Source organism: Bacteroides sp. 519 (genome assembly GCF_010500955.1).
Taxonomy (GTDB): domain Bacteria; phylum Bacteroidota; class Bacteroidia; order Bacteroidales; family Bacteroidaceae; genus Bacteroides.
Genome location: NZ_QVMJ01000004.1, coordinates 71,202 through 97,596 on the forward strand (window position 1 = coordinate 71,202; position 26,395 = coordinate 97,596).

At 39.4% G+C, this 26,395-nt stretch carries 23 protein-coding genes and 1 tRNA gene; 12 read left to right on the forward strand and 12 right to left on the reverse strand.

Annotated features, from left to right (window positions below; genetic code table 11):
- Window positions 1-50: 50 nt before the first annotated feature.
- The 5 genes from D0T85_RS05160 to D0T85_RS05180 form a co-directional block, all read right to left on the reverse strand.
- Complete coding sequence (locus D0T85_RS05160; protein WP_163210921.1) at window positions 51-263, reverse strand: hypothetical protein; 213 nt, start codon at window positions 261-263, stop codon at window positions 51-53.
- Window positions 264-347: 84 nt separating this feature from the next.
- Window positions 348-1,868, reverse strand: a complete 1,521-nt coding sequence (locus D0T85_RS05165; protein WP_163210923.1) for a vitamin K epoxide reductase family protein — start codon at window positions 1,866-1,868, stop codon at window positions 348-350.
- On the reverse strand, window positions 1,865-2,230 hold the full coding sequence (locus D0T85_RS05170; RefSeq protein WP_163210925.1) for a DUF3244 domain-containing protein: 366 nt from the start codon (window positions 2,228-2,230) through the stop codon (window positions 1,865-1,867). Before D0T85_RS05170 ends, D0T85_RS05165 begins: the two co-directional genes overlap by 4 nt.
- 133 nt (window positions 2,231-2,363) lie before the next feature.
- On the reverse strand, window positions 2,364-3,914 hold the full coding sequence (locus D0T85_RS05175) for a tetratricopeptide repeat protein (RefSeq protein ID WP_163210927.1): 1,551 nt from the start codon (window positions 3,912-3,914) through the stop codon (window positions 2,364-2,366).
- A gap of 136 nt (window positions 3,915-4,050) precedes the next feature.
- A complete protein-coding gene (locus D0T85_RS05180; RefSeq protein ID WP_163210929.1) occupies window positions 4,051-6,462 on the reverse strand; it encodes a glycoside hydrolase family 3 N-terminal domain-containing protein in 2,412 nt (803 codons plus the stop codon).
- Window positions 6,463-6,600: 138 nt separating this feature from the next.
- Between D0T85_RS05180 and D0T85_RS05185 the strand changes: the two genes are divergently transcribed.
- The gene (locus D0T85_RS05185; protein WP_163210931.1) at window positions 6,601-7,185 is read left to right on the forward strand and encodes a porin family protein; all 585 of its coding nucleotides are present in this window, start codon (window positions 6,601-6,603) and stop codon (window positions 7,183-7,185) included.
- A 67-nt stretch (window positions 7,186-7,252) separates the two neighbouring features.
- Here D0T85_RS05185 and D0T85_RS05190 read toward each other — a convergent pair whose 3' ends face one another.
- From D0T85_RS05190 to D0T85_RS05200, 3 genes are all read right to left on the reverse strand, one after another.
- Complete coding sequence (locus D0T85_RS05190; protein ID WP_002558131.1) at window positions 7,253-7,474, reverse strand: DUF2795 domain-containing protein; 222 nt, start codon at window positions 7,472-7,474, stop codon at window positions 7,253-7,255.
- 70 nt (window positions 7,475-7,544) lie between these two features.
- Window positions 7,545-8,108 (reverse strand): cob(I)yrinic acid a,c-diamide adenosyltransferase, encoded by a 564-nt coding sequence (locus D0T85_RS05195; protein WP_163210933.1) that lies wholly within the window; start codon window positions 8,106-8,108, stop codon window positions 7,545-7,547.
- A 49-nt stretch (window positions 8,109-8,157) separates the two neighbouring features.
- The gene (locus tag D0T85_RS05200; RefSeq protein ID WP_163210935.1) at window positions 8,158-8,784 is read right to left on the reverse strand and encodes a hypothetical protein; all 627 of its coding nucleotides are present in this window, start codon (window positions 8,782-8,784) and stop codon (window positions 8,158-8,160) included.
- 126 nt (window positions 8,785-8,910) lie between these two features.
- On the opposite strand from D0T85_RS05200, the gene D0T85_RS05205 reads away from it, so the two are divergent.
- On the forward strand, window positions 8,911-9,873 hold the full coding sequence (locus D0T85_RS05205; RefSeq protein ID WP_163210937.1) for a redoxin domain-containing protein: 963 nt from the start codon (window positions 8,911-8,913) through the stop codon (window positions 9,871-9,873).
- A 46-nt stretch (window positions 9,874-9,919) separates the two neighbouring features.
- On the opposite strand, the gene D0T85_RS05210 is transcribed toward D0T85_RS05205, so the two are convergent.
- From D0T85_RS05210 to D0T85_RS05220, 3 genes are all read right to left on the reverse strand, one after another.
- Window positions 9,920-10,306 (reverse strand): type II toxin-antitoxin system HicB family antitoxin, encoded by a 387-nt coding sequence (locus tag D0T85_RS05210; RefSeq protein WP_239060645.1) that lies wholly within the window; start codon window positions 10,304-10,306, stop codon window positions 9,920-9,922.
- A complete protein-coding gene (locus D0T85_RS05215; RefSeq protein ID WP_163210939.1) occupies window positions 10,303-10,596 on the reverse strand; it encodes a type II toxin-antitoxin system HicA family toxin in 294 nt (97 codons plus the stop codon). Before D0T85_RS05215 ends, D0T85_RS05210 begins: the two co-directional genes overlap by 4 nt.
- 105 nt (window positions 10,597-10,701) lie before the next feature.
- Window positions 10,702-10,772, reverse strand: a tRNA-Gln gene (locus D0T85_RS05220).
- Window positions 10,773-10,976: 204 nt separating this feature from the next.
- Here D0T85_RS05220 and D0T85_RS05225 point away from each other — a divergent pair.
- Window positions 10,977-12,392 carry a hypothetical protein gene (locus D0T85_RS05225; protein WP_163210941.1) on the forward strand — a complete coding sequence of 472 codons (1,416 nt, stop codon included), beginning with the start codon at window positions 10,977-10,979 and terminating at the stop codon, window positions 12,390-12,392.
- Window positions 12,393-12,529: 137 nt separating this feature from the next.
- On the opposite strand, the gene tyrS is transcribed toward D0T85_RS05225, so the two are convergent.
- Window positions 12,530-13,828, reverse strand: a complete 1,299-nt coding sequence (gene tyrS, locus D0T85_RS05230) for a tyrosine--tRNA ligase (protein WP_163210943.1) — start codon at window positions 13,826-13,828, stop codon at window positions 12,530-12,532.
- A gap of 130 nt (window positions 13,829-13,958) precedes the next feature.
- Between tyrS and D0T85_RS05235 the strand changes: the two genes are divergently transcribed.
- The 9 genes from D0T85_RS05235 to dprA all read left to right on the forward strand — a co-directional run bounded on the left by D0T85_RS05235 (window position 13,959) and on the right by dprA (window position 26,370).
- The gene (locus D0T85_RS05235; RefSeq protein WP_163210945.1) at window positions 13,959-14,513 is read left to right on the forward strand and encodes an RNA polymerase sigma-70 factor; all 555 of its coding nucleotides are present in this window, start codon (window positions 13,959-13,961) and stop codon (window positions 14,511-14,513) included.
- Window positions 14,514-14,525: 12 nt separating this feature from the next.
- Window positions 14,526-15,500, forward strand: a complete 975-nt coding sequence (locus D0T85_RS05240) for a FecR family protein (RefSeq protein ID WP_163210947.1) — start codon at window positions 14,526-14,528, stop codon at window positions 15,498-15,500.
- Window positions 15,501-15,713: 213 nt separating this feature from the next.
- Entirely contained in the window at window positions 15,714-18,989 is a 3,276-nt protein-coding gene (locus D0T85_RS05245) for a SusC/RagA family TonB-linked outer membrane protein (protein ID WP_163210949.1), read from the forward strand.
- Window positions 18,990-18,999: 10 nt separating this feature from the next.
- Complete coding sequence (locus tag D0T85_RS05250) at window positions 19,000-20,517, forward strand: SusD/RagB family nutrient-binding outer membrane lipoprotein (protein WP_163210951.1); 1,518 nt, start codon at window positions 19,000-19,002, stop codon at window positions 20,515-20,517.
- Between the two features lie 17 nt (window positions 20,518-20,534).
- Window positions 20,535-21,575 (forward strand): endonuclease/exonuclease/phosphatase family protein, encoded by a 1,041-nt coding sequence (locus D0T85_RS05255; protein ID WP_163210953.1) that lies wholly within the window; start codon window positions 20,535-20,537, stop codon window positions 21,573-21,575.
- 451 nt (window positions 21,576-22,026) lie between these two features.
- Window positions 22,027-23,511: a hypothetical protein gene (locus D0T85_RS05260; protein WP_163210955.1), complete on the forward strand. Its 1,485-nt coding sequence runs from the start codon at window positions 22,027-22,029 to the stop codon at window positions 23,509-23,511.
- A gap of 70 nt (window positions 23,512-23,581) precedes the next feature.
- Complete coding sequence (locus tag D0T85_RS05265) at window positions 23,582-24,853, forward strand: peptidase U32 family protein (RefSeq protein WP_163210957.1); 1,272 nt, start codon at window positions 23,582-23,584, stop codon at window positions 24,851-24,853.
- Window positions 24,854-24,856: 3 nt separating this feature from the next.
- Window positions 24,857-25,261, forward strand: coding sequence for a thioesterase family protein (locus D0T85_RS05270; protein WP_163210959.1), 405 nt, complete (start codon window positions 24,857-24,859; stop codon window positions 25,259-25,261).
- Window positions 25,258-26,370 carry a DNA-processing protein DprA gene (gene dprA, locus D0T85_RS05275; RefSeq protein ID WP_163210961.1) on the forward strand — a complete coding sequence of 371 codons (1,113 nt, stop codon included), beginning with the start codon at window positions 25,258-25,260 and terminating at the stop codon, window positions 26,368-26,370. Before D0T85_RS05270 ends, dprA begins: the two co-directional genes overlap by 4 nt.
- The last annotated feature ends 25 nt before the right edge of the window (window positions 26,371-26,395 follow it).

Below are 26,395 nucleotides of genomic sequence, written 5' to 3' on the forward strand. Positions count from 1 at the left end.
TTAAAAAATCCCTGACTAATATAGTCAGGAATTTTAATAACTACTAGATTTTATCCACAATTGGCATGTGAAGCATCAAGCAAATCGCCATAAGTATCCATTAGGATTTTTCCGGCTTCTTTTCCATTGATACCTGAACCTACTGCGTTAAAGTCAAGAGTTGAGCCATCATTCAGATGTAAAACACAGCTAACACCTCCTGCAAGCGCATTCAGTTGTTTTTTTTCCAACTGAAACTTACTAAAATCATCTAAATTTTTCATATTACAAAAAACTTAAAAATAAAATATATTGCGATAAACTTTATCAAACCAATTATCGCTTTTGGCCAAGCTTTGCAAAACTTTTCAAATGAGATATCTCAAATCTTTTAATTCATAAACATTGGGCAGTGCATATCCATTTACCATTATAAATGGGGTATGCTTCAAATTTATCTGTTCACAGAACTTTTGCTGTTCAAATAGTATTTGGTTTGCTCGTTCTGTACAGTTGTTCTTTATATTGAATTTATTCTTCTCTTTAAACCACTCGTTCAATTTCTCCATAGCCTGTATCCAGCCATGCAACAAATACGTATCAATTATTTCTTTAGCTATTTTCTTGGCTATCAAATCGTTATTATTAGTAACAAAAATTAAATCAATTGGCAAATTAGAAATCATCATTAATTGCTCATGAAGTTTTGCACAATTACTACAATTAGGATTTGTTATTACTTGAATGCGATAATCGTTTGATTCAACACCATTAGAAAGAACAGTAATTTGTGTTGGAACTTTAATAAACTGACTGGCTGAAAGTAAACGAGGGAACAATTCTGGGTTCATTAGATTAGCTTGTTTTTGCTCCAAAACCAAACTGTATTGTTTTAAAGATATTTGTTGCTTAATTATATTAACTGCGATAAAACAAATGCCACCTATTGTTAAGAAATAAAACAAATCAACAAAACGAATCAAAGTATATTCTGCTTCATTTAATTGATATAATACAAATGTAGAAATCCAAATAATCCAAACATCAATCATACATAAGAAACACCATTTCCGTAAAACCGCTGCTTGATAGAACACTGAATAGAAAGTAAAAATACATCCTAAAGCAGATATAATTAATAGAATAACATGTTCACACCACCCTAAAGCAAAAAAATATAGTGTTGAGAAATAAATCATGGATAATTCTCCCAAATGAAAGCCAAATAATTGTCCACCTTTAGATTGTAATACATGGTTGCAATCAATCACATCTCCCACTTTGCAAATTCTTTGCATAAATGTGTCGTTTACAGACTCCTTATATATAATCAAAGCAGAAACTAACATACCCAAGAACAAAACCAGTAGATAAATGAGTAACATAGAAGAAATTGTATCAGTAGCAAACAACAACAAAGGCAAACATAATAAAAGCATCCCAACAATAATATATTGATATTGTTGAATATAATAGAAGAGATTTTTTATCCAATACAGATTATCATCAATAGTCTGCTCTGTCTTCTCACCCAACAATACAGTTCCTGTCCACATTTTCAGAAAAGCAATTCTATTAATTTGCTTTTTCTTCCCTGATTGTTGAACCAAAGTTAAGTTCTCTTTATCCAATTTTGACACAATACAGAATGGAACTTCTTTTGAATGAGTTACAGCAACAAAAGGCACTTCCAACTCATTTAGATAATTTAAAGGTAACTGATAAACACTGTTCTTGACCTGCATATTATCTAACGCATCACTTATTCCGCGTAAAGTATTTCCAACAGGAATATCAAGAATCTGCTTTATTTTAACCTTTGACACCTTTACTGCCAATAGGCGTAAATACCAGTAGAGTATATTGTGAGTCTTATCTGTGTTTATCATAATTCCAACCCAAACCACCCATACAAATATTTACCCTCATGCCAAACCTCAATCAAATACTCCGATTCCATCGAAGGATTAAAATTAAACGAAACAGTATTACCTGCTTCAACCCTCAAGCCATCCATATACACTATTTGCCCAGCAGAATCAGTTATTGTTACATCTAAATTCTCTAATAAATAGTTGGAATAGATAAAGATGGTACTATTTGAATGAGAGAGTATGGGGTGAGTTGAAAGGGAACGTTTGTTTTTATCCCACCTTGAAATATTAGTATTTATCTGTTTCTGGGTCTCCTCATTTACACTACCTATTTGGAAAACACTTACCAGAATCAAACATAAAATTTTAATAGTCATTGCGTGCTTTTTTTAGTTTCAATGCATCAAAAATAGCCTCAAAAGCAATACACTGCATAAAATTAAGGTCGCAAAAAAGTCGCAATTGAATTTGCGACTTTTTTGCGACCTCAAATCTGTACTTGTTTTCCCTCTAAAACCTCACAATAAACTCATCCCATTGGGCAGCCGAGCCAGGCTCACCAAATACTTTTTTAAACAATCGTTCGCGTAGTGTAGAAACCGAATTATGTTGCATATACACCATATTAGCTATTTCTTTATTCGATAAGCCAGCCTTTATTAACAAGCAAACTCTCATTTCTTTTTCCGAAATCCGTGGATAACGTATACGTAATCGTTCGGTGAAACCATCATAAAAAAAATCTATTTGCTGTTGCAACTCTTCCCAATTTTCGTCTTTAAACTTGAAGCCGGGCTTTGAAATATTATCTCGTATGAAACAACAAATTTTCGATGTTTGAAAGCATTCAGTGTTTTCTTTTTGCTTTTTAAGAAGAATATGTTCCATTTGTTGTTTCAATTTAACTATTTCCGAATCTTTATTCTTCATTTGCTGTTGTTGGAAATAGCGTGTACGCCTGGCTTGCTCCTCCCATTCTTGCTTCCTTTTGTGCGAACGGTAATATACAATGTATGCACCTGCTGCCAGTGCTGTTGCAATAAAGATACTGAACAGTGCAATAATTTGATGCTGTTGTTTTTCCAATAGCAATTGATTTTTCTCTTGCTCAATATGTTGATAGACGTATAGTGATTTCACACGTTCCATCCCTTCTCTATCTGTTATTTGTTGTATGGAGTCATTATATTTAACATATTGTTCAAGGTGATCTATTGTTTCTTTATCTAAGCCTAAGGATTTGGCTAGCTTGTATAAACTCTCGTTTGCCCCTCGTTTAACATATATGTTATCTGTTTCCAATGCTTTTAGATAGTAATAGCGAGCCGAATCCTGTTGCCCAGTATTATAATACAGCTCTCCCCAACCCAGAAAACCTGATTCATTGTTGGTATTTAGAGATTTACGGGCATTATCATATTCTTCTAATTGTATATATATACTTGCCAGTTCCGATTGGATACCATTAACCTGCTCAATATTCCCTATTCTTTGCGCCGCATCTATTGCTTCCTTATAATAATATAAGGTACTATCAACATTATTACATGCTGTTTGTATACGTGCCATCTCTGTTAGACTATATGGCAGGGTTCGCAAATCACCTGATAATGTATCATATCTATATGACTCTCTATATGCTTTAATACCATCTTCGCGCATGTTCTGATAGAAGAACAATGTACCCATTCGGCTGTATATAAGGCTTAATATGTTATATTCTGTTTTGTTTTTCGAAGCATCAATTGCTTGTTGGTACAGGCTTATTGCTCTTGGAGCATCACCCAAGTCTTGATAAATGCAACCCAGATAAAAATATGCTTCCATGCGTTGTTGCGGATTTCCCCATTGCTCATAATAGGGTACAGCTATTTTCATTAGCGAGTCCGAAGTATGAGGAATATAACATTTATCTTGTGCTTTTGTTAATAACAATATGTAGTACATACGAAGATCTCGTCGCTGGGTATGGATATGCGGACGTATCTCCTCAAGCACAGAAAATGCACTATCGGGCCGATAGCTCAGTAAGCTATCAGCCCTTACAAGTATGTGTTGCATGTCTCTGCTTCCGCAGGAAGAGAAAATCAAACAAGTGAATAGTAATAAAAAGGTTTGTTTTGTTATTGTGTGATACATTATTATGTTGATGGTTACGAATAATAATCAAATTTTACCTTGCAAAGGTAATAAAATATCATTTCGCCACCATCTCGAATTCCTCTTGCAGGCGAATATCTTCCGAGCTGCTACCTACCAACACCTGGAAAGTGCCCGGTTCTACTATCCAATGCATATCCCTATCCAGCATTTCAAGATCTTCGGGTAATAGAGTAAAAGATACTTTCTTTGTTTCGCCCGGTTGAAGATTCACACGTTGAAATCCTCTCAGTTGCGAATCGTAAGCGATGACAGAGCTCAACACGTCACGCACATATAACTGCACTACTTCATCTCCGGAACGATTGCCTGTATTGGTTACATCTAGTGTAACATCAATGTTCCCAGCCACTCCTTGTACTGTTGGGGTGATGTTGAGATTGCTATATTTAAAGGTGGTATAACTCAACCCATAGCCAAAAGGATAAAGCGATCCTATCACAGCTGTTTTACCATAACCATTAGGACCATCGCCCGGCTGACCGGCATGAGAACCGGGTTTGAAAGGAAAGTTCAACTCAATTTGTCCAAGCGATTTTGGGAAGGTTACCGGTAGCTTTCCACCCGGATTATAATCGCCGAATAACGTTTCGGCAATGGCTTTTCCACCTATGGGACTGGGGAACCATGCTTCGAGAATAGCAGGGATATAACGATTCTCCCAGTTGATAGTTAATGGCTGACCGTTGATTAACACCAATACAATCGGTTTGCCGGTTTCGTAAAGCGCCTGCAACAGTTGTAACTGCCGACCGGGAAGCCCCAATCCGGTACGAGATTTGCTCTCCCCTACCCTACGTTCGTCTTCGCCCAGTACAGCAATAACCACATCCGATTGGCGGGCTTTCTCTACTGCTTCTTCTATCTGTGCAAGTTCTTCTGCTGTTAAAGGTGTGGGTATTATTTCGCTTTCGGGCCAGGTGGCGTCTATCACTTCGCAACCTTTAGCATACTGAATCTGTGCACGGCTACCAACATAATCGGTTATACCACGAAGAACATGGGTTACCCGCATATTCCGTGGACCATAGCGACTTACGTATGCTGTTGTATCGGTAGCTAAAGGACCGGTTATTAGTATGTTTTTCAGATTACTGATATTCAGTGGTAAAAGGTTGTTCTCGTTTTTCAGCAACACTAGAGATTGACGAGTCATATCAAGTTCGAACTCTCGGGTGTCGGGTGTAGCAACAATTTGGTCGGCTGCTTTTGTATTGGTAACATAAGGAGAATCGAAAAGTCCAAGGCGGAATTTCACACGAAGCACATCGGCCACGTTGCGATCAAGGGTTTGCATAGAGATACTGCCTTCGTTCACCAATTCGCGCAGAGGTAAGATAAAATCGCTGGGTTGGGTGAAGTTGGTTTTCACGTTCAGTCCGGCCTCAACAACTTCTTTTACGGCTCCTTTCATATCAGGGGCAATGCGATGCTTGCTGTATATAAACTCTACAGCCTCACTGTCGGAAACTACATAACCATCGAATCCGTATTTCTCTCTTAAAAGCTCGGTGAGGAAATAATAACTTCCTGAAACGGGGATACCATCGTAATCGTTGTAACTACTCATTACGCCCATGGGGTGTGCTTCGCGGATAATTTTGCGATAAGGATATAGGTGCAACTGGTGCATTTCGCGAGGGGCCACATGTGGGTCGGTACGTGCAAATCCATCTCTACCTCCTTTGGGTACACTGTACACAGCAAAGTGTTTAAGTGTAGCTGCTATTCCGTTAGACTGAATACCGGCAACCATTTCACGGCCCAATGTAGCAACATGATAGGGTTCTTCGCCATAACACTCTAACACACGGCCCCAACGAGGATCGCGTGCAAGGTCAAGGATGGGTGCATATATGTTGGTATACCCCAAGGCTTTCCCCTCACGTCCTACTATCTCGCCGGCACGGCGCACAAGGTCTTGATTCCATGTAGAACCTATTGCAATGGGTGCGGGAAGCGGTGTGGCACGGTCGTGATTAAGTCCGTGAATACCTTCGTTAGAAAAATCAACAGGGATACCGAGCCGTGTTTCTTCAATAAACCAGCGTTGTACGGTGTTGATAGCTTCGGCATGTTTACTGTATGGGTAAGAGTATTGTGTACGTACAAGTCCGTTTAGATGCTCATCAATATTGGCAATACCATCTTTCCATATTTCGTTCTTCCACTGTGGGGTGGGTAGTTCGTCTTTGGCCACACGTTTGTATCCATAAAGGGTGGCCAGCTGACAGGTCTTTTCATCGACTGTCATTTGCGATAGCAAGTCGGCTATGCGGGCTTCAATGGGTTGCGTAGGGTCTTCGTAAATGTCTTTCTTTCCATTCTTGTTGAGGTCTATCCATCCTTTCTGGTAGATGGCCTTTTTTGTTTGTGCTTGTACCGTATAGCATCCTACAAGGAGGAATAAGGATATCCAGCACATTTTTCTAACGTTTGCTCTTTTCATGATTACTTAGATTTCGTTTTCGGAACAAAAATAATAAAAATGTTTCTTTATCATCCTAAAACGAACAAAATGAGCGCACTAGTGTTTATCTTAACAGAAAAATACATATATTTGCCCAGTAAACTAAAAAAATTAATTATGAAGAAAATTGTTGCAATTCTAGTAATGGCTGTATCATTTATGATGGTTATGCCTGCACAAGCCCAGATTAAGTTCGGTGTGAAAGGCGGTTTAAATCTGTCTGAATTAGATATAAAGAATGGACCGACAAGTGATAACACCACAGGATTCTATATTGGACCAATGGCAGAAGTGGGAATTCCAATTGTCGGATTAGGAGTAGATGGTGCTTTGATGTATTCACAACGTGGTGAAGATGATTGGAAACAGCAAGGTATTGAAATTCCTGTGAACTTGAAATACACATTTGGACTGGGAAGTCTGTTGGGAATTTATATAGCTGCTGGTCCGGATTTCTTTTTTAACTTTAAAGATATTAAGATTGGTGGAGATGAAGGTCTTGTAAAAACTAAGAAAACACAAGTAGGCTTAAATCTTGGTGTGGGTGTGAAATTGATTAAGCATCTACAAGTTGGGGTAAACTACCAGATACCAATGGGCGACAGCTTTTCTTGGAAGAATGCAGTGGATACGGCTGGAGAAGAAATTAAAGGTAATGGAAAGACCAAAACCTGGCAAGTATCCGTTGCTTACATTTTCTAATGATTAAACGCTATAATACAAAAAGAGGCAACCAAATGGCTGCCTCTTTTTGCTTAACTATACTTTGTTAATATTCCTCTTCGTTAAAGAAGAAATCTTCTTTGCTTGGATAGTCAGGCCAAATATCTTCGATACTTTCATAAATTTCACCTTCATCTTCCATTTCCTGAAGATTCTCAATAACTTCCAAAGGAGCTCCTGAGCGCATAGCATAATCTATAAGCTCATCCTTGGTTGCCGGCCATGGGGCGTCTTCTAATTTTGATGCTAATTCCAATGTCCAATACATAATCTTAGGTATTTTTAAATGTTACTAATAATCTTTTTTCTATTTTCCCGCAAAAGTATAACAAATAATGTCATAAGCAAGTTTTATCCCAAAATATTTCGTCTATTTTATCTTCTATATTCATTTTGCGCGACAATACGAATAAATAATCCGATAAACGGTTAATGTATGCTATCACTTCGGCAGATACAGTATGGGTTTCGGCAAGCGAAAGTATGCGTCGTTCGGTGCGGCGGCAAACGGTTCTGCAGATATGACAAACGGATGCCCCTTGACTTCCTCCTGGAATTACAAAGGCCTGCAAAGGTGGTAAACTGTGATCAATTACATCAATTTCGGTTTCTACCTCTTGTATATGTGCTTCGGTAATAATACTGGCACTTTTAAGCGAGGTCTTCTCCTGGTCTGTAGCCAGATTAGAGCCAACAACAAAAAGAAGGTTCTGAACTTTGAGCAAGAATTTACGGTCGTGCTCTTCTTTGAGATGTGTTATTAATAACCCTAAATGAGCGTTTAATTCATCTACTGTTCCATAAGCTTCTAATCGCACGTGTGTTTTTGAAACACGTGTACCTCCTATCAATGAGGTTTTTCCTTTATCACCCGATTTGGTGTAAACCTGGCTTTTCTTCATTTATCTGTATTTTTTATGGTTGTCACTTTTCACTAACAGATTTTATCCGCTAAAAGTTGACTTTATAGTGTTGTTTTATTTTCTTTTGGTCGAAAAAAACAATCCCCAGATCATAAAGATCGTAGGTAATAACTGCACGTTTATCGGCTACCACTTCATTCCAAAGTTGTTTCATGGACGAATTATAATAGATACCTTCAATTACTAAAACGCTTTGGTGGGTAACACAGTTGAATGATTCCTTTATTATTTCTCTTATTTTTTCTACATTTTCACCATAATGAATCAGCAGAAAACCCAAATTATGGGTAAAGTGAGTGATTGGAACATCAGCAGAATAACATACATAATCAGCATTTTGTTTAGCTGCTTTCAAATAAAGAGAGGTTATGGAAGATGCTGGACCAACCTCTGCAATATCAGTAGGCTGAAACCTGTTAACCATGCGAAACAGAAGCCGGTTGACTTTTCTGGAAGTGTGTTTTTTATTCTTCTTTATCTGCTGCTTGTATTTATCCGATTTTTCTATTTCGTTATAAGCATAGTAATACGTTTTTTCATAAATAACGTTGGTTATAAAATCGAATGCAGAGGGCGAATGTACTCCATATCCGCAACGTTTCCGAAATCTTCTTAACCATATAAATGGTCGTTTAAATGTCAATATCTTGCACATAAACCAATGTATCTGCGTACAAAGATAATTAGATAATGTTTATCTTTGATAAAAATACAAACGAAATGGATAAAACAATCTGGTTTTACTACTTTTGTATTATTATTGACAACAAGGATTGAATTTATGAAAGTATTTAGATTTTTTTGGGTTATGCTGGCTATAGTTGGCTTAACCGGGTGTGTAGGAGAAGATAATGACAGCGATGGAGAAGGAGCCGATATCAAAGTTGGCGATTATCTACCCGAGTTTGTAATAGACATGAACAACGGCTCAAAGCTTAATTCTTCGGACCTGAGAGGAAAAGTATCTGTTATTATACTCTTTTCGGTAGATTGCCAACATTGCCAGGAGCAGTTTAAAGTAACAGAGCAAATTTATGAGAAGTACAAGAACAATAAAAACTTTGTGATGTTTGGTATCAGCCGCGAGCAAGGTGCTGCGCAAGTAAGCAAATACTGGCATGATAATAAAATGAAGATGCCTTACTCTGCACAAAACGACCGGTATATTTATAGTTTGTTTGCCAAAAGTGTAATACCCCGTATCTATATTTCGAACGGCGAACGTATTGTTCAGGCAGTAACAACGGATAATCCTTTGGCTACTTTCGATGAACTTGTAAGCCTTATCGACCCACTTATGGGGATTCAAGGTAATGTAAAGGTAGGGGATAAACTACCCAACTTTTCGATAACAATGAACGATGGTTCGGAAATAAGTACCGACGATTTAAAAGGCAAAATATCTGTAATCATCTTCTTTGCAACCGGTTGTGAGCAATGCAGAACCCAATTGAGTGTTGCCGAAGAGGTTTATAAACGGTTTAAAGACAATGAAAAGTTTAAAGTGATTTGCATAAGCCGTGCCGAAGGAGAAAATATTGTTGCTGCTTATTGGAGAAAGGGAAACTATACAATGCCTTACTCTGCACAACCCACCCGGGATGTTTATGATCTCTTTGCGCAGATTACCGTTCCGCGTATATACATATCAGATACCGATGGTGTTGTTCAGGAAATGTACACTGATACTCCGTTAGCTAGTTATGCAACACTGTTTAGTGTGGTAAATAACATGTTGAGATAGATCTATCAATAAATCTCTTGAGCCATATAGCTCAAGAGATTTAGATCTATTTACTAATAGATGTTTTTAGTATTTTTGTCAGTTCTTTCTTTTCGCGTTTCAAAGATCTCTCCAAAACAATTTTTACCACATTATTAATTGTACTTCCGGTTTGGTTTGCAAAATATGCCAAATCTTTATGTAACTCTGGTGTTAGCCTTACATTAAAATTTCCAGAATATATTTTATCTGGTTGAATATCATTTTCTTTGCAAAAAGCTAAATAATCATCCACAGCTTCATGAAAAGCTTTCTTCAACTCTTCCACACTTGCAGCCTCATAATTAACTAAAGCATTTATTCCCTCTACTTTACCAAACAGAACACTATCCTCATCACTGTATGAAACCGAACCAATATAGCCTTTATATTCCATATTACTATTCATAATCATTCCTCCTCTTTAGTTATATCTTTCTCCTCATTCTCTGCTATAAAACCATTGTTTATCAGATGGTCAAACACTTGTTCCAAAGCGTATTTCTTAACTATATTACCAGGATGTGGTTTATGCAGTAATATAGGTTGTAGCCCCTCTTGCTTAAATGCCACTCTTGAGCCTGATGTTTTACCTTTTTTGCCTTCCTCATAACCAAAATACCATAATAAGCGTTTGAGCTCGTTATATGTAAAATCACTAGGTAAGGTTTTGAACCTTTCTATTAATTTATCAATGCTTCCCATTATATCTGTTAATAGTTACACAAAAGTAACTAAAATTCCAATCTTTCCCTACTTCAACCAACAAAAAAACGCCTGATTATCTTATAATCAAGCGTTTTTTTAATGTTGTCTCACCAGGATTCGAACCTAGACAAACAGAACCAAAAACTGTTGTGCTACCATTACACCATGAGACAAACTTGTGTGCTTTCTGTTAAAAAGCGGTGCAAAGATAAGGACAGGATATTTATTTTCCAAATAATTCGAATGTTTTTTTCACTTTCTTCTCTTTTTCTCCTGTTTTCGTTTACAAGCCAAGCAGTATTCCTTGCATATATCAAGAAAATTAGTGAATATTGCACCCGCTTATAAAAACCCGAATTTAAAATACACTAAATAGCATGAAACAGTCAAGCGTTATTTTGATATTGATATTCACATCCCTTTTTGTTGTTAACAAGGCTAGCGCCCAGTTTAATCCTATTGAAGAATATATAATAGAAGGAGAGTTCAAACAAGCACTTTCTTTGCTTAATATCAAATCCATGTTTGGCGATACAAGCGAGACTTACTCTTTCAGGGGATTAATTTTTGTCAGAACCGGAAAAACAGAAGAGGGGTTTGAACAATGGGATAAAGCTCTCGAAGAGAATCCTAACTACAAATATCTTATCAATCTATTTAAATCAGGAGCATACGAAATGCTTGGTGATGAAATAAAGGCTAAAGAATATTTGAATTTAGCCAAACAAACATGTAAGTCGAAAAACGGATTCAATGATGAGCAGCTCGTTTTATTGCACTTAATGTATGGAAAAATAGACGACGCTTTAAAACTGTATGAGAAAATTATAAGCAGCAAGCCCAAGCCGCAGTATTATAACGAAATGGCCACAGTTCTGCTTATTGCAAAAAGAAAAGAAGAGGCTTTCAATGCATACCGAAATTCGTATAAATTGGATCATTCCGAAAAATCCATTTTCAAGAATGATGAACTTATTCATGCCTTCTTTATAAATGTAGATAAATATGAGGAGTTAAACGCCAAGTATGAAGAAGAAATCCGGACCAAGCAGAAAAACAACCATCAGATTTATTTTGAGTGGGGCAATGCGCTGGCTACATTCGACTGGCTTTCTGGAAGAGATAAAAAAGAGGTGGAAGATGAACTCTTTTATGATCAATTGTCATTGTTTTCATTTCATAACCCCAAAATATTAGACTGCGCAAAGCATTGGTTGAGTCTAAAGAAAAAGGAGATTGTTTCCATATACAACAAAGCAACAGAACTGAAACCTAAAAAAGCTGAATATCATTATGCGCTGGCAAAAGCAATAAGTGCTACAAGAGAAAATGACGAGATGGTAATTGAGGAATTTGATAAAGCTTGTAACTTAGCCCCCAAGAATAAAGACTACTTCAAGGTGCAGATTCTCTATCTAGCTAGAAAATCATATTACAATCAAGCTGAGGAGAAGCTAACTGTATTGAAAAACAAATTCCCGGAAGAAGCAACATTGGTCGACAGTATGTTTGTTCAGATAAACAAATCAAAAGAGTTGGATATGAAATATTATCTTAAAGAGAAAGAAGAGCTACTCAACGACCCTTATAAGGGACTTAATCACCCATTTTTTTGGATGAAATTATTAATGCTTAAATATAGTGATAAAGAGTTCTTTGACAAAGAACTGGAAGAATACAAACAATTGTTGATTACTATCAAAAACTCAGGAAAACTAAACTCCAACAGTGATTCATTTAGTCATGCTATAGATAATATGATTAAAAAATTGATAGATAAAGAACCGGAATAAAGAATGGAAGGAGTTATCGCTTCGCTAGGAGTTAAAGGAGTTAAAGCTTTAGATGCTCTGAAGTATCTTAGAGCTATAACTCCTAAGGAGCAAAGCTCCTGATAACTCCCTTTAACTCCTTCCATTCTTGAATGTATTTACTTGGCAATCACCAAATAATAGTTCTTCTTGCCTTTTTGTACCAACAGATACTTATCATTCAGTAAATCGGCTGTAGTAATATCCTGGTCGAAAGCAGCCAGTTTTTCTTTATTCAAAGCAACACCACCGCCTTGAACCAGCTTGCGCATTTCGCCTTTTGATGGGAATACAGGTGCATTTTCTACAAACAAATCAACAGCTTTCACTCCTTCTTTCAGAATATCTTTGGAGATTTCGAACTGAGGTACACCTTCGAATACTGCAAGCAGTGTATCTTCGTCCAGCTTTTTAAGTGTTTCGGAAGTAGCGTTACCAAATAATATTCCCGAAGCCTCAACAGCAGCGTTGTAGTCTTCTTCCGAGTGAACCATTATGGTAATCTCCTTTGCCAAACGTTTTTGCAACGGACGCAAGTGTGGTGCTTCGGCTTGTTCGGCTTCTAAAGTTAATATTTCATCTTGAGATAATGCTGTGAATATACGAATGTATTTTGCAGCATCCACATCACTAACATTTACCCAGAACTGGTAGAATGTATATGGAGATGTATAACGACGGTCTAACCATACATTACCCGATTCGGTTTTACCAAACTTACCACCATCGGCTTTGGTAATCAATGGGCATACAAGTGCAAAAGCTTCGCTTTCGGGTCCCATCTTCCGACGAATCAGTTCGGTTCCGGTAGTAATGTTACCCCATTGATCCGATCCACCCATTTGCAGGCGCACACCTTCGTTTTGATATAAATATAAATAATCGTATCCTTGCAATAGTTGATAAGAAAACTCTGTGAAAGAGAGTCCTACACTTGATTCGGCATTCAAACGTTTCTTAACCGAATCTTTCGACATCATGTAGTTTACAGTGATGTGTTTTCCGATATCACGGATAAAGTTCAGGAACGAATAATCCTTCATCCAGTCATAGTTGTTCACCAACTTTGCTGCATTAGGGGCATCTGAATCGAAGTCGAGAAACTTCGCCAGCTGTTTTCTGATACTGTCCTGATTGTGACGGAGTGTGGCTTCGTCTAACAAGTTACGTTCGGCCGACTTCATTGAAGGGTCGCCAATCATGCCGGTTGCTCCACCAATCAAAGCGATAGGACGGTGTCCTGCTCTTTGAAGATGTTTCAGCATCATTACACTAACCAGATGACCGATGTGTAGTGAGTCTGCCGTAGGGTCAATGCCCACATAAGCAGAGGTCATTTCCTTTTGTAACTGCTCTTCTGTACCGGGCATCATGTCATGAATCATGCCCCTCCATCTTAATTCTTCTACAAAATTCATCGAATGATTAATAAATTAAAGTTTACGGGAACAAAAGTACGACTTTTGATTAGATAACCAAAAAATAATCCTTTTTCACTAAGGGATTATTTACTTTTGTGCGACTATATAAATAGAAATACAAAACATTGTGCAAACACCAAAGGAAAACACTCTTAAATGGATCAACGAAATTGCCGTTTCCGATTCGCAAACTGCATTTAAATCCTTGTACCTGCATTACTTTGAAAGGTTACAAAGATTTGTATTTCTTTATATATCATCTTTTGCCGAAGTCGAAGAAATTGTATCCGACGCCTTGTTATCTATCTGGGATAACCGGAAGAAACTGCCCGACATAAGTAATCCTGATGCTTACATCTACACGGTAGCGCGCTATAAAGCAATTAGCCACCTACGATCTCGCCAGGAAAACAAAATAAGTATGCACGAAATAACTGTCGACCTATTTGCCCATACCGAAACAACACCCGAGGACGATATGATAAGCAAAGAGAAAACAGACCAGTTGAATAACGCCATAAACAGTTTACCTTATAAATGCAAAATGGCATTTAAACTGGTACGCGAGGACAAAATGAAATATAAAGAAGTAGCCGCCATTCTTGAGATATCTGTGAAAACAGTAGAAGCACATATAACCACAGCAACCCGGAAACTGAGGGAAGCACTAAACCATGACTAAATAAAGAAAAAGATGGAAAAAGATATAAACTATATAATTTCGAAAGTATTGGGTAACGAGGCTTCGGCCGATGAAGTGCTTCTATTCAGCGAATGGCTTTTGGAAAGCGAAAGCAACCGCAACGAATTTAATATGCTGAAAAGTTATTGGAATGCAGAAGTATCTTCCAACGAAAAGGCAAGCCCCGAGATGTCGTTTATGAATGCAGAAGAACGAATGAGCCGGAATAATAAAAAGAAAAAGTTCATTTATGTAATGTCTATGGCCGGCATCATTACACTGCTCATAGGGATCGGTTTTCTTATCTCTTTATACCCGTCGGCCAATGCTAACCAAGGTACTTTTATGGTTACTACTGATAAGGGACAACGCTCGTCGGTAAGTTTACCCGATGGCACCAAGGTGTGGCTCAACTCTTATACCGACTTAAGTTACACCAATAACTATGGGCAAGGAAAAAGAGTTGTAACATTAAACGGTGAGGCTTATTTTGATGTAGCCTCTATGGAGAATTGCAACTTTATTGTTCAGGCAGGTGGTATGGAAATAGAAGCACTTGGCACCAGCTTTAATGTAAAGGCGTATGCCGGCGATGCTAAAATCACTACCACATTGCTAACCGGCAAGGTGCGGGTATCTGTAGGTAAAGCCACAACTACACTCGAGGCCAACCAATATGCTTCTTATATTAAAGATGATCAGAAACTGTTGGCCGGAACACTGGACGAGCCTGAATTTGCTACCATGTGGCGCAATAACGCACTGGCTTCTGATGGGCAAACATTGGGCGAAATTGCAGTAACACTTAACCGCATGTACAATGTACATATTGTGTTCGAAACAGAAAAAATACGCAACGAACGTTTCAGGGGAACCATCTTAAACAGGAGCCTTGATAATGTGATAGAGTTGATAAGCCTTACCACCCCTATTATTTATACTTCAATAGGAGATACTATATATATATCCGAGAAACCCATGAAATAATACAATCACCTTAAAAATATCTGTAATTGCCTATGAAATAAACGTATCAAATTAAAAAGGGGCAGATGCTCAGAAAGCATACTGTCCCCCTTTACAAACAAAATTCGGTTAAAGTTACTACAATACCCATTAACTGCAATCAAATAAGGTATTATAGACTTTAGCTACAAAATTACTGTTAATCCTTAAAGTTTTATTTTAAAAAGCTAAAAAATGAGTAATTTCAAGCGACTTTTAATATTTGTTGTGTTTTTGAGTAGCATCTCAATTGCATTTGCTCAAATCACACTACAGGTAAGCAACAAGCCTCTAAAGGATGTTGTGAAAGATATTGAGAAACAAACAAGCTATCGTTTTTTCTATAACAACGACCTGAAAGGGATGGAAAGCCCGGTTACTTTATCTGTTCGGAACGAAAAGATAGAACAGGTTATGGACCGCATCATAACTCAGGCACCGGTTACTTATGCTATCAAAGAGCATCAGGTTATCTTATCGGTGTCCGAACTATTACCACAAACCAAGAAAATTACCGGTAAGATTACCGATAGAACTGGCGAACCCATTATTGGCGCCAATGTAACCGTAAAAGGGAATACTGCTATTGGCACAATTACAGATATTAATGGGGCATACAACATTGAAGTACCATTAAAATGTTCATTGCTTATCTCGTATATTGGGTACAAGCCTGTAGAAATAAATGTAGCCGGTGGAAACACATTTAATGTACAAATGAACGACGACTCTGAGTTGCTTAACGAAGTTGTGGTTACTGCTCTGGGTATTAAACGCGAAGAAAAAGCCCTGGGTTATGCCGTACAGAAAGTAAATGGCGACAATCTGAATGGTTTTAAAGGCGTAAACATGGCAACTACACTTACCGGACAGGTTGCCGGATTGAATATTAAAAACAGTACCGAGTTTAACCAGGTACCTGCAATTTCACTTCGTGGTGAAACTCCTTTGCTGGTAGTTGATGGGGTGCCTTATCAAAACATGACGCTGAGAGAAATTGCTTCGGATGATATTGAATCGATTGATGTTTTGAAAGGGGCAACGGCCTCGGCACTGTATGGTGCACGCGGTGGTACAGGAGCCATAATGATTACTACCAAAAGAGCCAAAGAAGAAGGATTGCATGTTACCGTAAACAGTAGCACGCTTTTCAACGCCGGATACCTTAAGTTCCCCGATGTGCAAACAGCGTACAGCTCGGGCGGTGGCGGCCACTACGGAGTGGGCGACTATGTATGGGGCGATAAACTGGACATTGGAAGAACAGCCGAACAATACAACCCCATCACCCACGAATGGGAAGATATGCCACTGGTATCGAAAGGTAAAAACAACCTGAAGAACTTTCAGGAGTTTAGTTTTACTACAAACAACAATGTCAGCATCTCGCAGAAAGGAAAGTACGGAAGCGTGCGCGCATCATTAACCCATGTGTATAACAAAGACCAGTTTCCCAATAAAAAGCTGAATAAGTTTACCTATACCGTATCGGGCGAAATGAAATACAAGAAATTCTCTTTCGAAGGAGGAGCCTCTTACAACAAACACTTCTACCCCAACGATTTTGGTGCAGGATATGGTGGTGGCGGATTGCTGTACAATCTGGTAGTTTGGACAGGAACCGAAATTGACATCCGTGATTACAAAGACTATTGGGTGAAGGAAAACGAAGTACAAAACTGGATGGATAATAACTATTACGATAATCCTTATTTCATATTGCACGAAATTAAACGTTCCAGTCATTACGACATTATGAATGCGTACTTCAATACTTCGTACGATATAACTCCCTGGCTGAAAGCTACCATACGTTCGGGTATAGACTCGTACACTAAAAAAGAAGAATGGCGTAATCCCGTGGGAGCTTCCGGAGGCTGGAGCCGGAATGGTTATTATGGTTTCCGTCGTACATCGGGTTATAGTATTAACAATGATGCAATGCTTATTGCCGATAAAACATTCAGAGATTTTAGTGTGAATGGAATGTTTGGAGGCTCAATCTATTTCTACGAAAACGATGCCATCCTGGCCGAAACCCAGAACGGACTAACCATTCCCGGATTGTATTCGTTAAATGCTTCGGTAGATCCGGTTAAAACCGGAAAGAATTACTACCGCAAACGCATGAACAGTTTGTATGGAAAGGTATCTTTGGGATGGAAAGGTATGCTTTATCTGGACGTAACCGGACGTAACGACTGGTCGTCGACGTTAGACCGAAGTGCCCGTTCTTATTTCTATCCCTCGGTTGCAGGAAGTGTTGTTATGTCCGAAATTCTACCATTACCTCAGGTTATTGGTTTCTGGAAAATCCGTGCTTCGTGGACACAGACTAAAGAAGACAACAGTGTATATGCAAACAACAATACTTATTCTGTACATACCAATCATTGGGAAGGGATGAACTCATCGGCCTATCCAACCATTCTTCGCGAAGCAATTATACGTCCTTCGGCAACCCGTTCGTGGGAAATCGGAACCAACTTCAGCTTCTTTAATAATCGTTTAAGAACCGACATTACGTATTATAACAAGCTGTATTATAACCAAATACGAAACGCAAGTGTTAGCCAGGCATCTGGATTTAGCCAGTCGCAAATTAATATTGAAGAAGAAAGAATACGTAAAGGATGGGAAATAACCCTGTCGGGCGATATTATACGCAACGATAAATTAACCTGGAATGCAATGCTTAACTGGTCTAGAGATCGCCACTATTACAATAAAATAGATCCGGCTTATTCAACCCAAAAACCTTGGGTAAAAGAAGGAATGCGCTGGGACTGGATGGAAGCAAAAGATTATGTACGCGATGGCGAGGGCAATATTGTACACCAGGGAGGCTATCCGGTTATAAGCGATTATAACTCTTGTGCAGGCTATACCGAACCCGACTGGATGTGGGGACTAACAAACACAATCAATTATAAAGACTTCACTTTGAGTTTCACCATCGACGGAAGAGTTGGCGGAGTTATCTTCTCTACCATGGATCAGGCATTATGGAACTCGGGTGCTCATATCGACTCCGATAACCAATGGCGTTACGAAGAGGTTGTTAACGGAAATAAAACCTTTATAGGAAAAGGTGTAAAAGTAGTATCGGGCAAAGCCGAATACGATGCTTATGGAAATATAACTTACGACGACCGCGTATTTGCCCCCAACGATGAAGTAATCTCGTACGAGGCATACATGAAGTACAAAAACCCGTATATCGGTACAAAACGTTGGCAGAATATATTTGATGGTACATACTTCAAGCTGAGGAATCTTTCTGTATCTTATAATCTTCCTAAAGTATATTGTGATAAACTACGTATTAAAGGAGCATCAATAGGTGTGGTTGGTCAAAACCTGTTAATGTGGACCAAAGAACTGCGTTTCTCTGATCCGGATGTAATGACAGATAACCTCAATGCACCTTCCATGCGTTATCTTGGAGTAAACCTTAAGTTAGACTTTTAAATTCGTAATTATGAAACACATAGTTAAATTATTGATTGTTGCCGTTCTGGGGATGAATACATCTTGCGATGGTAATTTCGATTATATCAATACCAATCCCGAAACCCCAACTTCATCTACATCTTCTATGCTGGCTTTGAATTTATTGCTCAGCACTGTTGAACTTGGAGAAGGCAAATATTTTGTATACGACAATATGTTCTCTAAACAAATAGCATGGGGAGAAGATGCGCAAGCCGAACAGTATAATAAGTTTGGCCGGGCATCATTTGGGGGATATGTTACATTATTGAACACCCGGAAGATGGTAGATCTGGCTTCGGAAAAAGATAAAGAATCGTACACAGGCCTAGCCAAATTTGTTAAGGCATACAAGCTGTTCTATTTGTCGCTCAATTTAGGCGACATTCCTTACAGCGACGCCCTTAACGGTGAACAAGGAAACCTGAAACCCACTTACGACACCCAGAAAGAAGTTATGCGGCAGGTGCTCAATGACCTGGACGAGGCTTACAACCATTTCAGCGCCGGAAGCACTTTCGAGGGCGACCCCATTCACAAAGGCAACCCGGCACAATGGAAAAAAACAGTAACCGCATTTCAACTGAAAGTGCTTATGCATTTATCGAAAAAAGAAGCTGATGCCGATTTAAAGGTTAAAGAAAAGTTTGCCCAGTTGGTAGCCAACAGAGAGTTAATGGCATCGAACGCCGATAACTTTCAACTGGTTTTTGCCAATAAAGCCAATCAGGTATATCCATTTAATATAGCCTCAACAAAGCACTGGGTATATGCAATGCTATCTGCAACCATTATTGACCCCATGAAAGCAACAGAAGATTACCGGCTGTTCTACCTTGCCAGCCCTGTGCCATCTAAAGCAGAAGAACTGGGCGCCGATAGCTTCGATGCGTATGTAGGAGTTGATCCGTCGGCCCCTATCGACGAAATTAAAAACCAGTACAACACCAAGCAATATTGTGCATTGAACGAACGCTACACGCATCTCCCCGAAGGGGAACCGCTAATACATCTGGGGTATTTTGAACAAAACTTTATTCTGGCCGAAGCCGCTTTGCGTGGTTGGATACAAGGAGATGCTACAACTTACTACAATAAAGCAATAGCCGGTAGTTTTGATTTTATAAAAACATATACGCCCAATGATGTTACGTATACCCACAACCGCCCAATAACGGATGCTGCGGTAGAGGCTGTTCTCAATCATGCAGATGTTAAGCTAACGGGTAGTTTCGAGAGCGATCTTGAAAAGATTATCACCCAACGTTATCTGGCATCGTTTTTCCAACATCCGTACGAGGTGTATTACGATTACCGCCGCACAGGATATCCGGCATTGCCGATAAACCCGGAAAGCAACCTCAATATTCCGAACGACAGAATTCCGGTTCGCTGGATGTACCCACAAACAGAATACGATTATAACATGGAAAATGTTAGTGCAGCCGTGCAAAGTCAGTACGAAGGCAAAGATGATGTTAACCGTGTTATGTGGATATTGAAATAAGAATTATATTTGCTGGTATGATTAGAAAATACATATACCTCGTGGCAGTTGCACTTTGCTTGTTTTCGTGTACTTCGGGCACCAAAGGAACCGAGCTTAAAGTATTGCAACTAAATATGTGGCATGGCACCACTACTGTACCCAATGGTTTCAAGGGGCTAACCAGTATTATTCTGCAAACAGATGCAGATGTAGTTTTACTTTGCGAAATGCAAAATAACAAGGAAAATCCTCTCATCAAGCGGTTAACGGATACATTAAATACAGAGAATAAAGTGTACTATGGAGCACATCTGGGCCATAGTACAGCCATTCTTTCAAAGTATCCTTTAAAGAACGAAACCATGCCTTTTAAATTAGAGAACAACAGTTCGCCAATTACTAAAGCCATGATAGAGGTGAATGGAAAAAACATTGTTTGCTATTCTGCACACCTGGATTACACACATTACGAGTGTTATATGCCTCGTGGCTACAGCGGTACTACCTGGAAACAACTGGATGCACCGGTTACCGATGCTGAGTTTATTCTGGAATCCAACCGTATATCGTACAGAGATGAGGCTATCCGGGCATTTATTACCGATGCTGCCAAAGAACGAGAACAAGGCAACCTTGTGCTGCTGGGTGGCGATTTTAATGAACCGTCTCATCTGGACTGGCAAGCAGATACCAAAGATTTGTGGGATCATAACGGTGTGGTTATTAACTGGGATTGTTCGGTTCTGTTGCAAAATGCGGGTTACAAAGATACATTCCGCGAAAAGTATGCAAGCGCCGTAACCCATCCCGGGTTTACATTTCCATCGGCCAACCCGGCGGTTCCGGTAAGTAAACTGGCCTGGGCTCCCAAAGCCGACGAACGCGACAGAATTGACTTCATCTATTATTATCCCGATAGCAACATTTCGTTGGAAAGTATTTCGCTTGTAGGGCCATCTCAAACAATATTACGAGGTGTACAGTCAGAGAATGAAACCAAGGATAATTTTATTGAGCCGGCAAGTGTATGGCCAACAGATCACAAAGGAAATCTGGCAGTGTTCAAAGTGTTTTAATGTAAGGATAAAGCATTATTTACCCGTTCAAACCGGTTAAATAGTGTAAACGATAATTTGGAGAACCGGAAGTTATTTACTATCTTTATGTTAGAAATATACCTGAAGGAGAGAAGCGACAAACTTCTCTCCTTTTTTAATGCACATAGGTATAGCACTGAAAAACAACCAATTACAAAATTTCATCCTACCGACTTCCAACTCCAATCCCGGTAGGATTTGCGTCTTATCCCGGTAAGATAAAAGCCGCATCCCGGTAGGATAAAACCTAAAACCCGGTAGGATAAAAAAAGTAAGCCACCGGGATTAAAAGAATAGCAAAATAGCACTCTATACCAGTGTTAATACTTCATAAACGAGTAGAATTAACGAGTAAGGATTTCCAAAACAGTGAATTGCGCTTCGGAAACTTAAAAACTTAAACTACCTTTGTAAGTGAAAATAGGAAATAATGAAACACATAGTCCTTTATAAATGTCTGTTAGCTTGGGGCACTTTTTTTTTCTTATCAGGCTTTGCCCACAGCTTGTATGCTAATGGCGACCCTACCACCCGTTTGTCTGCCGTTAGCCGTTCCGCAAATCCCGTGCCGCGTACCATTACAGATATACACGTTATAAAAGAAGAACTGCGCATAACACCAGGAATATATACCAGTGTTTCAGTGCGTTATTACCTATGGAATGCATCTGATAAAGATTACAAAGATATTGATTATTCTTTCCCGGTCGATTATCAGGGTACAGGTGAGGTTAATTCGCCCTTGTACAGTGAACTCTATTCCGAAAGCCGGTATGAACTCGGTTGGCACGATGATTATATAAAGGAAGTAAATTTCCAGGCAAATGGCATTTCCCTGCCGTTTGAAATATCACCCGAAACCATTATCCGAAAGCCTGCCAAGCCACTAGTACAGGATGTACAAGAAATAGAAGAGTTTGGTGCGTGGACAGAAGAGGAAGAGGCGAAGGTTTATGCTTCCCATTGTGTAGGGCGTAAGTGGTATTATACACAATTCAGCATTCACGCCGGCGAAACAATGATTCTTGATGTGTGTTATTCTGTGCGTAATCAGGCTGTTATCGCTACCTACGAGTCTATTAGGAGGGATTGGTGGTGGTCGGCATTTAATTACGATCTATCGCCGGCGCAACATTGGGGAACTGGTGTAGTGCAAGAGTTGGACGTCGAGATAGATATATCAGGAGTGAAACTTTTACACGATGATCAGGATTATCATTATCAGGAGTTATACCCCAACGGCCCTTCCCCTGAAAAACTTACCCGTGAAGGTGATAAACTGGTATTACGTGCCCGCAATTTCGATTTCAGTAAAGCCCATCCACTGTATTTTAAGTTCCAGAATCCGTCTTTCCCACAACTGGACGACTGGTTGCCCTGTCGTATTGCCAACCACCGTTATACGGTAACAGTCTCTGCGGAGAATCCATCTTACCCTGCAAGTAACCTTACTGATATGGATTTGCAAACCACATGGGCCACTACGTGGAACCCAACAGAATTGCCATGTGTTACAATAAAGTTTAAGGAACCCGTAAAACTTGGAGCTGTATTGTTGCTGGGAGGATATCACAAAAACGAAAAGACATTCCGTGAAAATTGTCGTCCCGATGGCATAGAAGCTCTTGCAACAGTGCAGATTCCCGAATCTATAGATAATAAGGATTACTACTATCTGGTAAATATTCCGCAAGTCAGTGAATATACAGTGACTACTTTTGATAATCTTCCTGAGCAAGCCCTGTGCCTTCAACGAAACATTTTTAATAATTCACCAGTCAAAGAAATTACGATAACGATATCACAGATTATCCGTGGGAGCAAATATGATGATTTGTGCATTAGCGAAATTATTTTGCTGGATGATAATATTTATCTGTCCAACAGAATCGGGAACAAAAAGAAGTATGAATAATGCAGGTTAAGTCGCTTCGGAAACTTAAAAACTTAAACTACCTTTGTAAGTGAAAAATAGGAAATAAGATATGACTGATAAAAAAGCAAACATAAACGATTTTGAGATAATGGCACCTGTTGGCTCGCGCGAATCCCTTGCGGCTGCCATACAAGGAGGGGCCGACTCTATTTACTTTGGTATCGAAAACCTGAATATGCGGGCACGCTCATCGAACAGCTTTACCATTAACGATTTAAAGGAAATAGCTCACATTTGCGACGAAAACGGTTTAAAAAGCTATCTTACCATTAACACCATTATATACGATAACGATATAGCTTTAATGCGCACCATTGTCGATGCTGCTAAAGAAGCAGGCATCTCGGCCATCATTGCAGCCGATGTTGCCGTTATGGTATATGCCCGCAGCATTGGTCAGGAAGTACATTTGTCTACCCAATTAAATATCTCGAATGTTGAAGCATTAAAGTTTTATGCACAATTTGCCGATGTAGTTGTACTGGCACGCGAGCTTAACCTGGAACAAGTAGCCGAAATATATAAGCAAATCAAAGAACAGAATATTTGCGGTCCCGGCGGCGGGCAGATTCGTATCGAGATGTTCTGTCACGGTGCTTTGTGCATGGCCGTTTCGGGTAAATGCTATCTCTCGTTGCACGAGATGGATAACTCTGCCAACCGGGGAGCCTGCATGCAAGTGTGTCGCCGCGGATATATTGTGAAAGATAAAGAAACAGATATCGAGCTGGAAATAGACAATCAGTATATAATGTCGCCCAAAGACCTGAAAACCATTCATTTTATGAATAAGATGATTGATGCAGGAGTCAGGGTATTTAAGATTGAAGGCCGTGCCCGCGGACCAGAATATGTGCGGGTAGTTTCCGAATGTTACAAACAGGCTATACAATCTTATCTGGATGATACATTTACCGACGAAAAGATTACCGCCTGGAACGAACGCCTGAAAACAGTATTCAACCGTGGCTTCTGGAATGGCTATTACCTGGGGCAACGTTTGGGCGAATGGAGCAAAAATTATGGTTCGGAAGCTACCGAACGCAAGGTATATGTAGGTAAAGGAGTTAAGTACTTCAACAACCTGCAAGTAGCCGAATTTCTGGTCGAAGCAGCCGAGTTATCGGTAGGCGATAAGATACTTATTACCGGCCCAACAACCGGAGCCGTATTTGCAACTATAGACGAGGCGCGGGTAGAGCTTAAACCTGTAGATACAGTGAAAAAAGGACAACGATTCTCGATGAAGATAGAAGATAAGATTCGTCCAAGCGACAAACTGTTTAAACTGGTTACGGTAGCCGAACAGAAAAAATTTTAGATTATGAAATACATATACGAACTCACTTTAAAGGTACGCGATTACGAGTGCGATTTGCAAGGTATTGTAAACAACGCCAACTATCAACACTATCTGGAACATACCCGCCACGAGTTTCTGTCATCCATAGGTGTTAGTTTTGCCGAGCTGCATAAGCAAGGGGTAGATCCTGTTGTTGCCCGTATAAATATGGCTTTCAAGGTTTCGCTTACCAGTGGCGACGAATTTGTATCAAAGTTATACATAAAAAAGGAAGGCATTAAATATGTGTTTTACCAGGATATCTTCCGGAAAAGCGATAATCAGAAAGCTGTTAAAGCCACTGTTGAAACCGTATGTGTAGTGAATGGCAGATTAAGTAACAGCGAATTATTTGATAGCATATTTGCCCCCTACCTGGCCGAATGAGTATAGAAGAAAATATTTATGCAATAGCGTTAACCCAAGTACCCGGCATTGGACATGTATGGGCCAGGAATTTAATTAATGCAGTTGGAAGTGCTACCAAGGTATTTGAATCGGGGAAGCACTTGCGCGAGTTAATGCCGGGTATAACACCACGAATTATCGAGGCACTCAACTGTTCGCAAGCCATTGATAGAGCCAAACAGGAATATGAGTTTATTGAGAAGAACAAAATTACCTGCCTCCCTATTACCTGCGATAACTATCCAGAACGCCTTTGTGAGTGTAGCGATGCCCCGATTGTTCTCTTTTTCAAAGGAAATACAAACCTGAACGCCAGCAAAATTGTAAGCATAGTAGGCACACGCAACATCAGCGAATATGGAAAACAAATGTGTTCCGAACTAATTGCCGGGCTTCAAAAGCAATGTCCGGATGCTTTAATTGTAAGCGGCTTAGCGTATGGAGTAGATATTTGCATTCATCGTGCTTCGATCGAAAACAACCTTGCCACAGTAGCCGTGTTAGCTCATGGCTTAGATAGAATTTACCCCTCATCGCATCGTAAAACAGCGGTAGATATGTTATCAAACGGTGGACTGCTCACCGAATACATAACCCAAACCAATCCCGACAGATTTAACTTTGTTGGTCGCAACCGCATTGTTGCCGGCATCAGCGATGCTACCATTGTTGTTGAGTCGGCCGCCAAAGGTGGTTCTTTAATTACTGCGGATATAGCAGGAAGCTACAACCGCGATTGCTTTGCCTTCCCCGGAAGGGCTACCGACGATTCGTCGCGTGGCTGCAACCAGTTAATAAGAGACAATAAAGCTGGGCTGATTCAATCGCCCGACGATTTTATAAAGATGATGGGATGGGGCAAAACTAAAGCACAAAAGCCGGCTCCGGTTCAACGTTCTTTCTTTCCGGATTTATCGGACGATGAACAACTTGTTGTTAATGTGTTAGAGAAGGAAGGAAAGGTGCAGATTAACAGTTTAGTGGTAACAACCAACATCCCTGTGTATAAAATGAACTCACTGCTGTTTGAATTGGAAATGAAAGGGGTAATCAGGGTACTTGCGGGAGGGGTTTATCAGTTGGTATAAAACTAAAAAAGCCCCGGTAATTAGA

What these genes read in the sequence shown, in the direction of transcription:
- D0T85_RS05160 (WP_163210921.1), bottom strand. Translation starts at nt 263, where the DNA reads ATGAAAAATTTAGATGATTTTAGTAAGTTTCAGTTGGAAAAAAAACAA.
- tyrS (WP_163210943.1), bottom strand. Translation starts at nt 13,828, where the DNA reads ATGAATTTTGTAGAAGAATTAAGATGGAGGGGCATGATTCATGACATG.
- D0T85_RS05180 (WP_163210929.1), bottom strand. Translation starts at nt 6,462, where the DNA reads ATGAAAAGAGCAAACGTTAGAAAAATGTGCTGGATATCCTTATTCCTC.
- D0T85_RS05200 (WP_163210935.1), bottom strand. Translation starts at nt 8,784, where the DNA reads ATGTGCAAGATATTGACATTTAAACGACCATTTATATGGTTAAGAAGA.
- D0T85_RS05260 (WP_163210955.1), top strand. Translation starts at nt 22,027, where the DNA reads ATGAAACACATAGTCCTTTATAAATGTCTGTTAGCTTGGGGCACTTTT.
- D0T85_RS05165 (WP_163210923.1), bottom strand. Translation starts at nt 1,868, where the DNA reads ATGATAAACACAGATAAGACTCACAATATACTCTACTGGTATTTACGC.
- D0T85_RS05175 (WP_163210927.1), bottom strand. Translation starts at nt 3,914, where the DNA reads ATGCAACACATACTTGTAAGGGCTGATAGCTTACTGAGCTATCGGCCC.
- D0T85_RS05245 (WP_163210949.1), top strand. Translation starts at nt 15,714, where the DNA reads ATGAGTAATTTCAAGCGACTTTTAATATTTGTTGTGTTTTTGAGTAGC.
- D0T85_RS05215 (WP_163210939.1), bottom strand. Translation starts at nt 10,596, where the DNA reads ATGGGAAGCATTGATAAATTAATAGAAAGGTTCAAAACCTTACCTAGT.
- D0T85_RS05195 (WP_163210933.1), bottom strand. Translation starts at nt 8,108, where the DNA reads ATGAAGAAAAGCCAGGTTTACACCAAATCGGGTGATAAAGGAAAAACC.
- D0T85_RS05240 (WP_163210947.1), top strand. Translation starts at nt 14,526, where the DNA reads ATGGAAAAAGATATAAACTATATAATTTCGAAAGTATTGGGTAACGAG.
- D0T85_RS05210 (WP_239060645.1), bottom strand. Translation starts at nt 10,306, where the DNA reads ATGATTATGAATAGTAATATGGAATATAAAGGCTATATTGGTTCGGTT.
- D0T85_RS05265 (WP_163210957.1), top strand. Translation starts at nt 23,582, where the DNA reads ATGACTGATAAAAAAGCAAACATAAACGATTTTGAGATAATGGCACCT.
- D0T85_RS05170 (WP_163210925.1), bottom strand. Translation starts at nt 2,230, where the DNA reads ATGACTATTAAAATTTTATGTTTGATTCTGGTAAGTGTTTTCCAAATA.
- dprA (WP_163210961.1), top strand. Translation starts at nt 25,258, where the DNA reads ATGAGTATAGAAGAAAATATTTATGCAATAGCGTTAACCCAAGTACCC.
- D0T85_RS05185 (WP_163210931.1), top strand. Translation starts at nt 6,601, where the DNA reads ATGAAGAAAATTGTTGCAATTCTAGTAATGGCTGTATCATTTATGATG.
- D0T85_RS05255 (WP_163210953.1), top strand. Translation starts at nt 20,535, where the DNA reads ATGATTAGAAAATACATATACCTCGTGGCAGTTGCACTTTGCTTGTTT.
- D0T85_RS05250 (WP_163210951.1), top strand. Translation starts at nt 19,000, where the DNA reads ATGAAACACATAGTTAAATTATTGATTGTTGCCGTTCTGGGGATGAAT.
- D0T85_RS05190 (WP_002558131.1), bottom strand. Translation starts at nt 7,474, where the DNA reads ATGTATTGGACATTGGAATTAGCATCAAAATTAGAAGACGCCCCATGG.
- D0T85_RS05225 (WP_163210941.1), top strand. Translation starts at nt 10,977, where the DNA reads ATGAAACAGTCAAGCGTTATTTTGATATTGATATTCACATCCCTTTTT.
- D0T85_RS05270 (WP_163210959.1), top strand. Translation starts at nt 24,857, where the DNA reads ATGAAATACATATACGAACTCACTTTAAAGGTACGCGATTACGAGTGC.
- D0T85_RS05205 (WP_163210937.1), top strand. Translation starts at nt 8,911, where the DNA reads ATGAAAGTATTTAGATTTTTTTGGGTTATGCTGGCTATAGTTGGCTTA.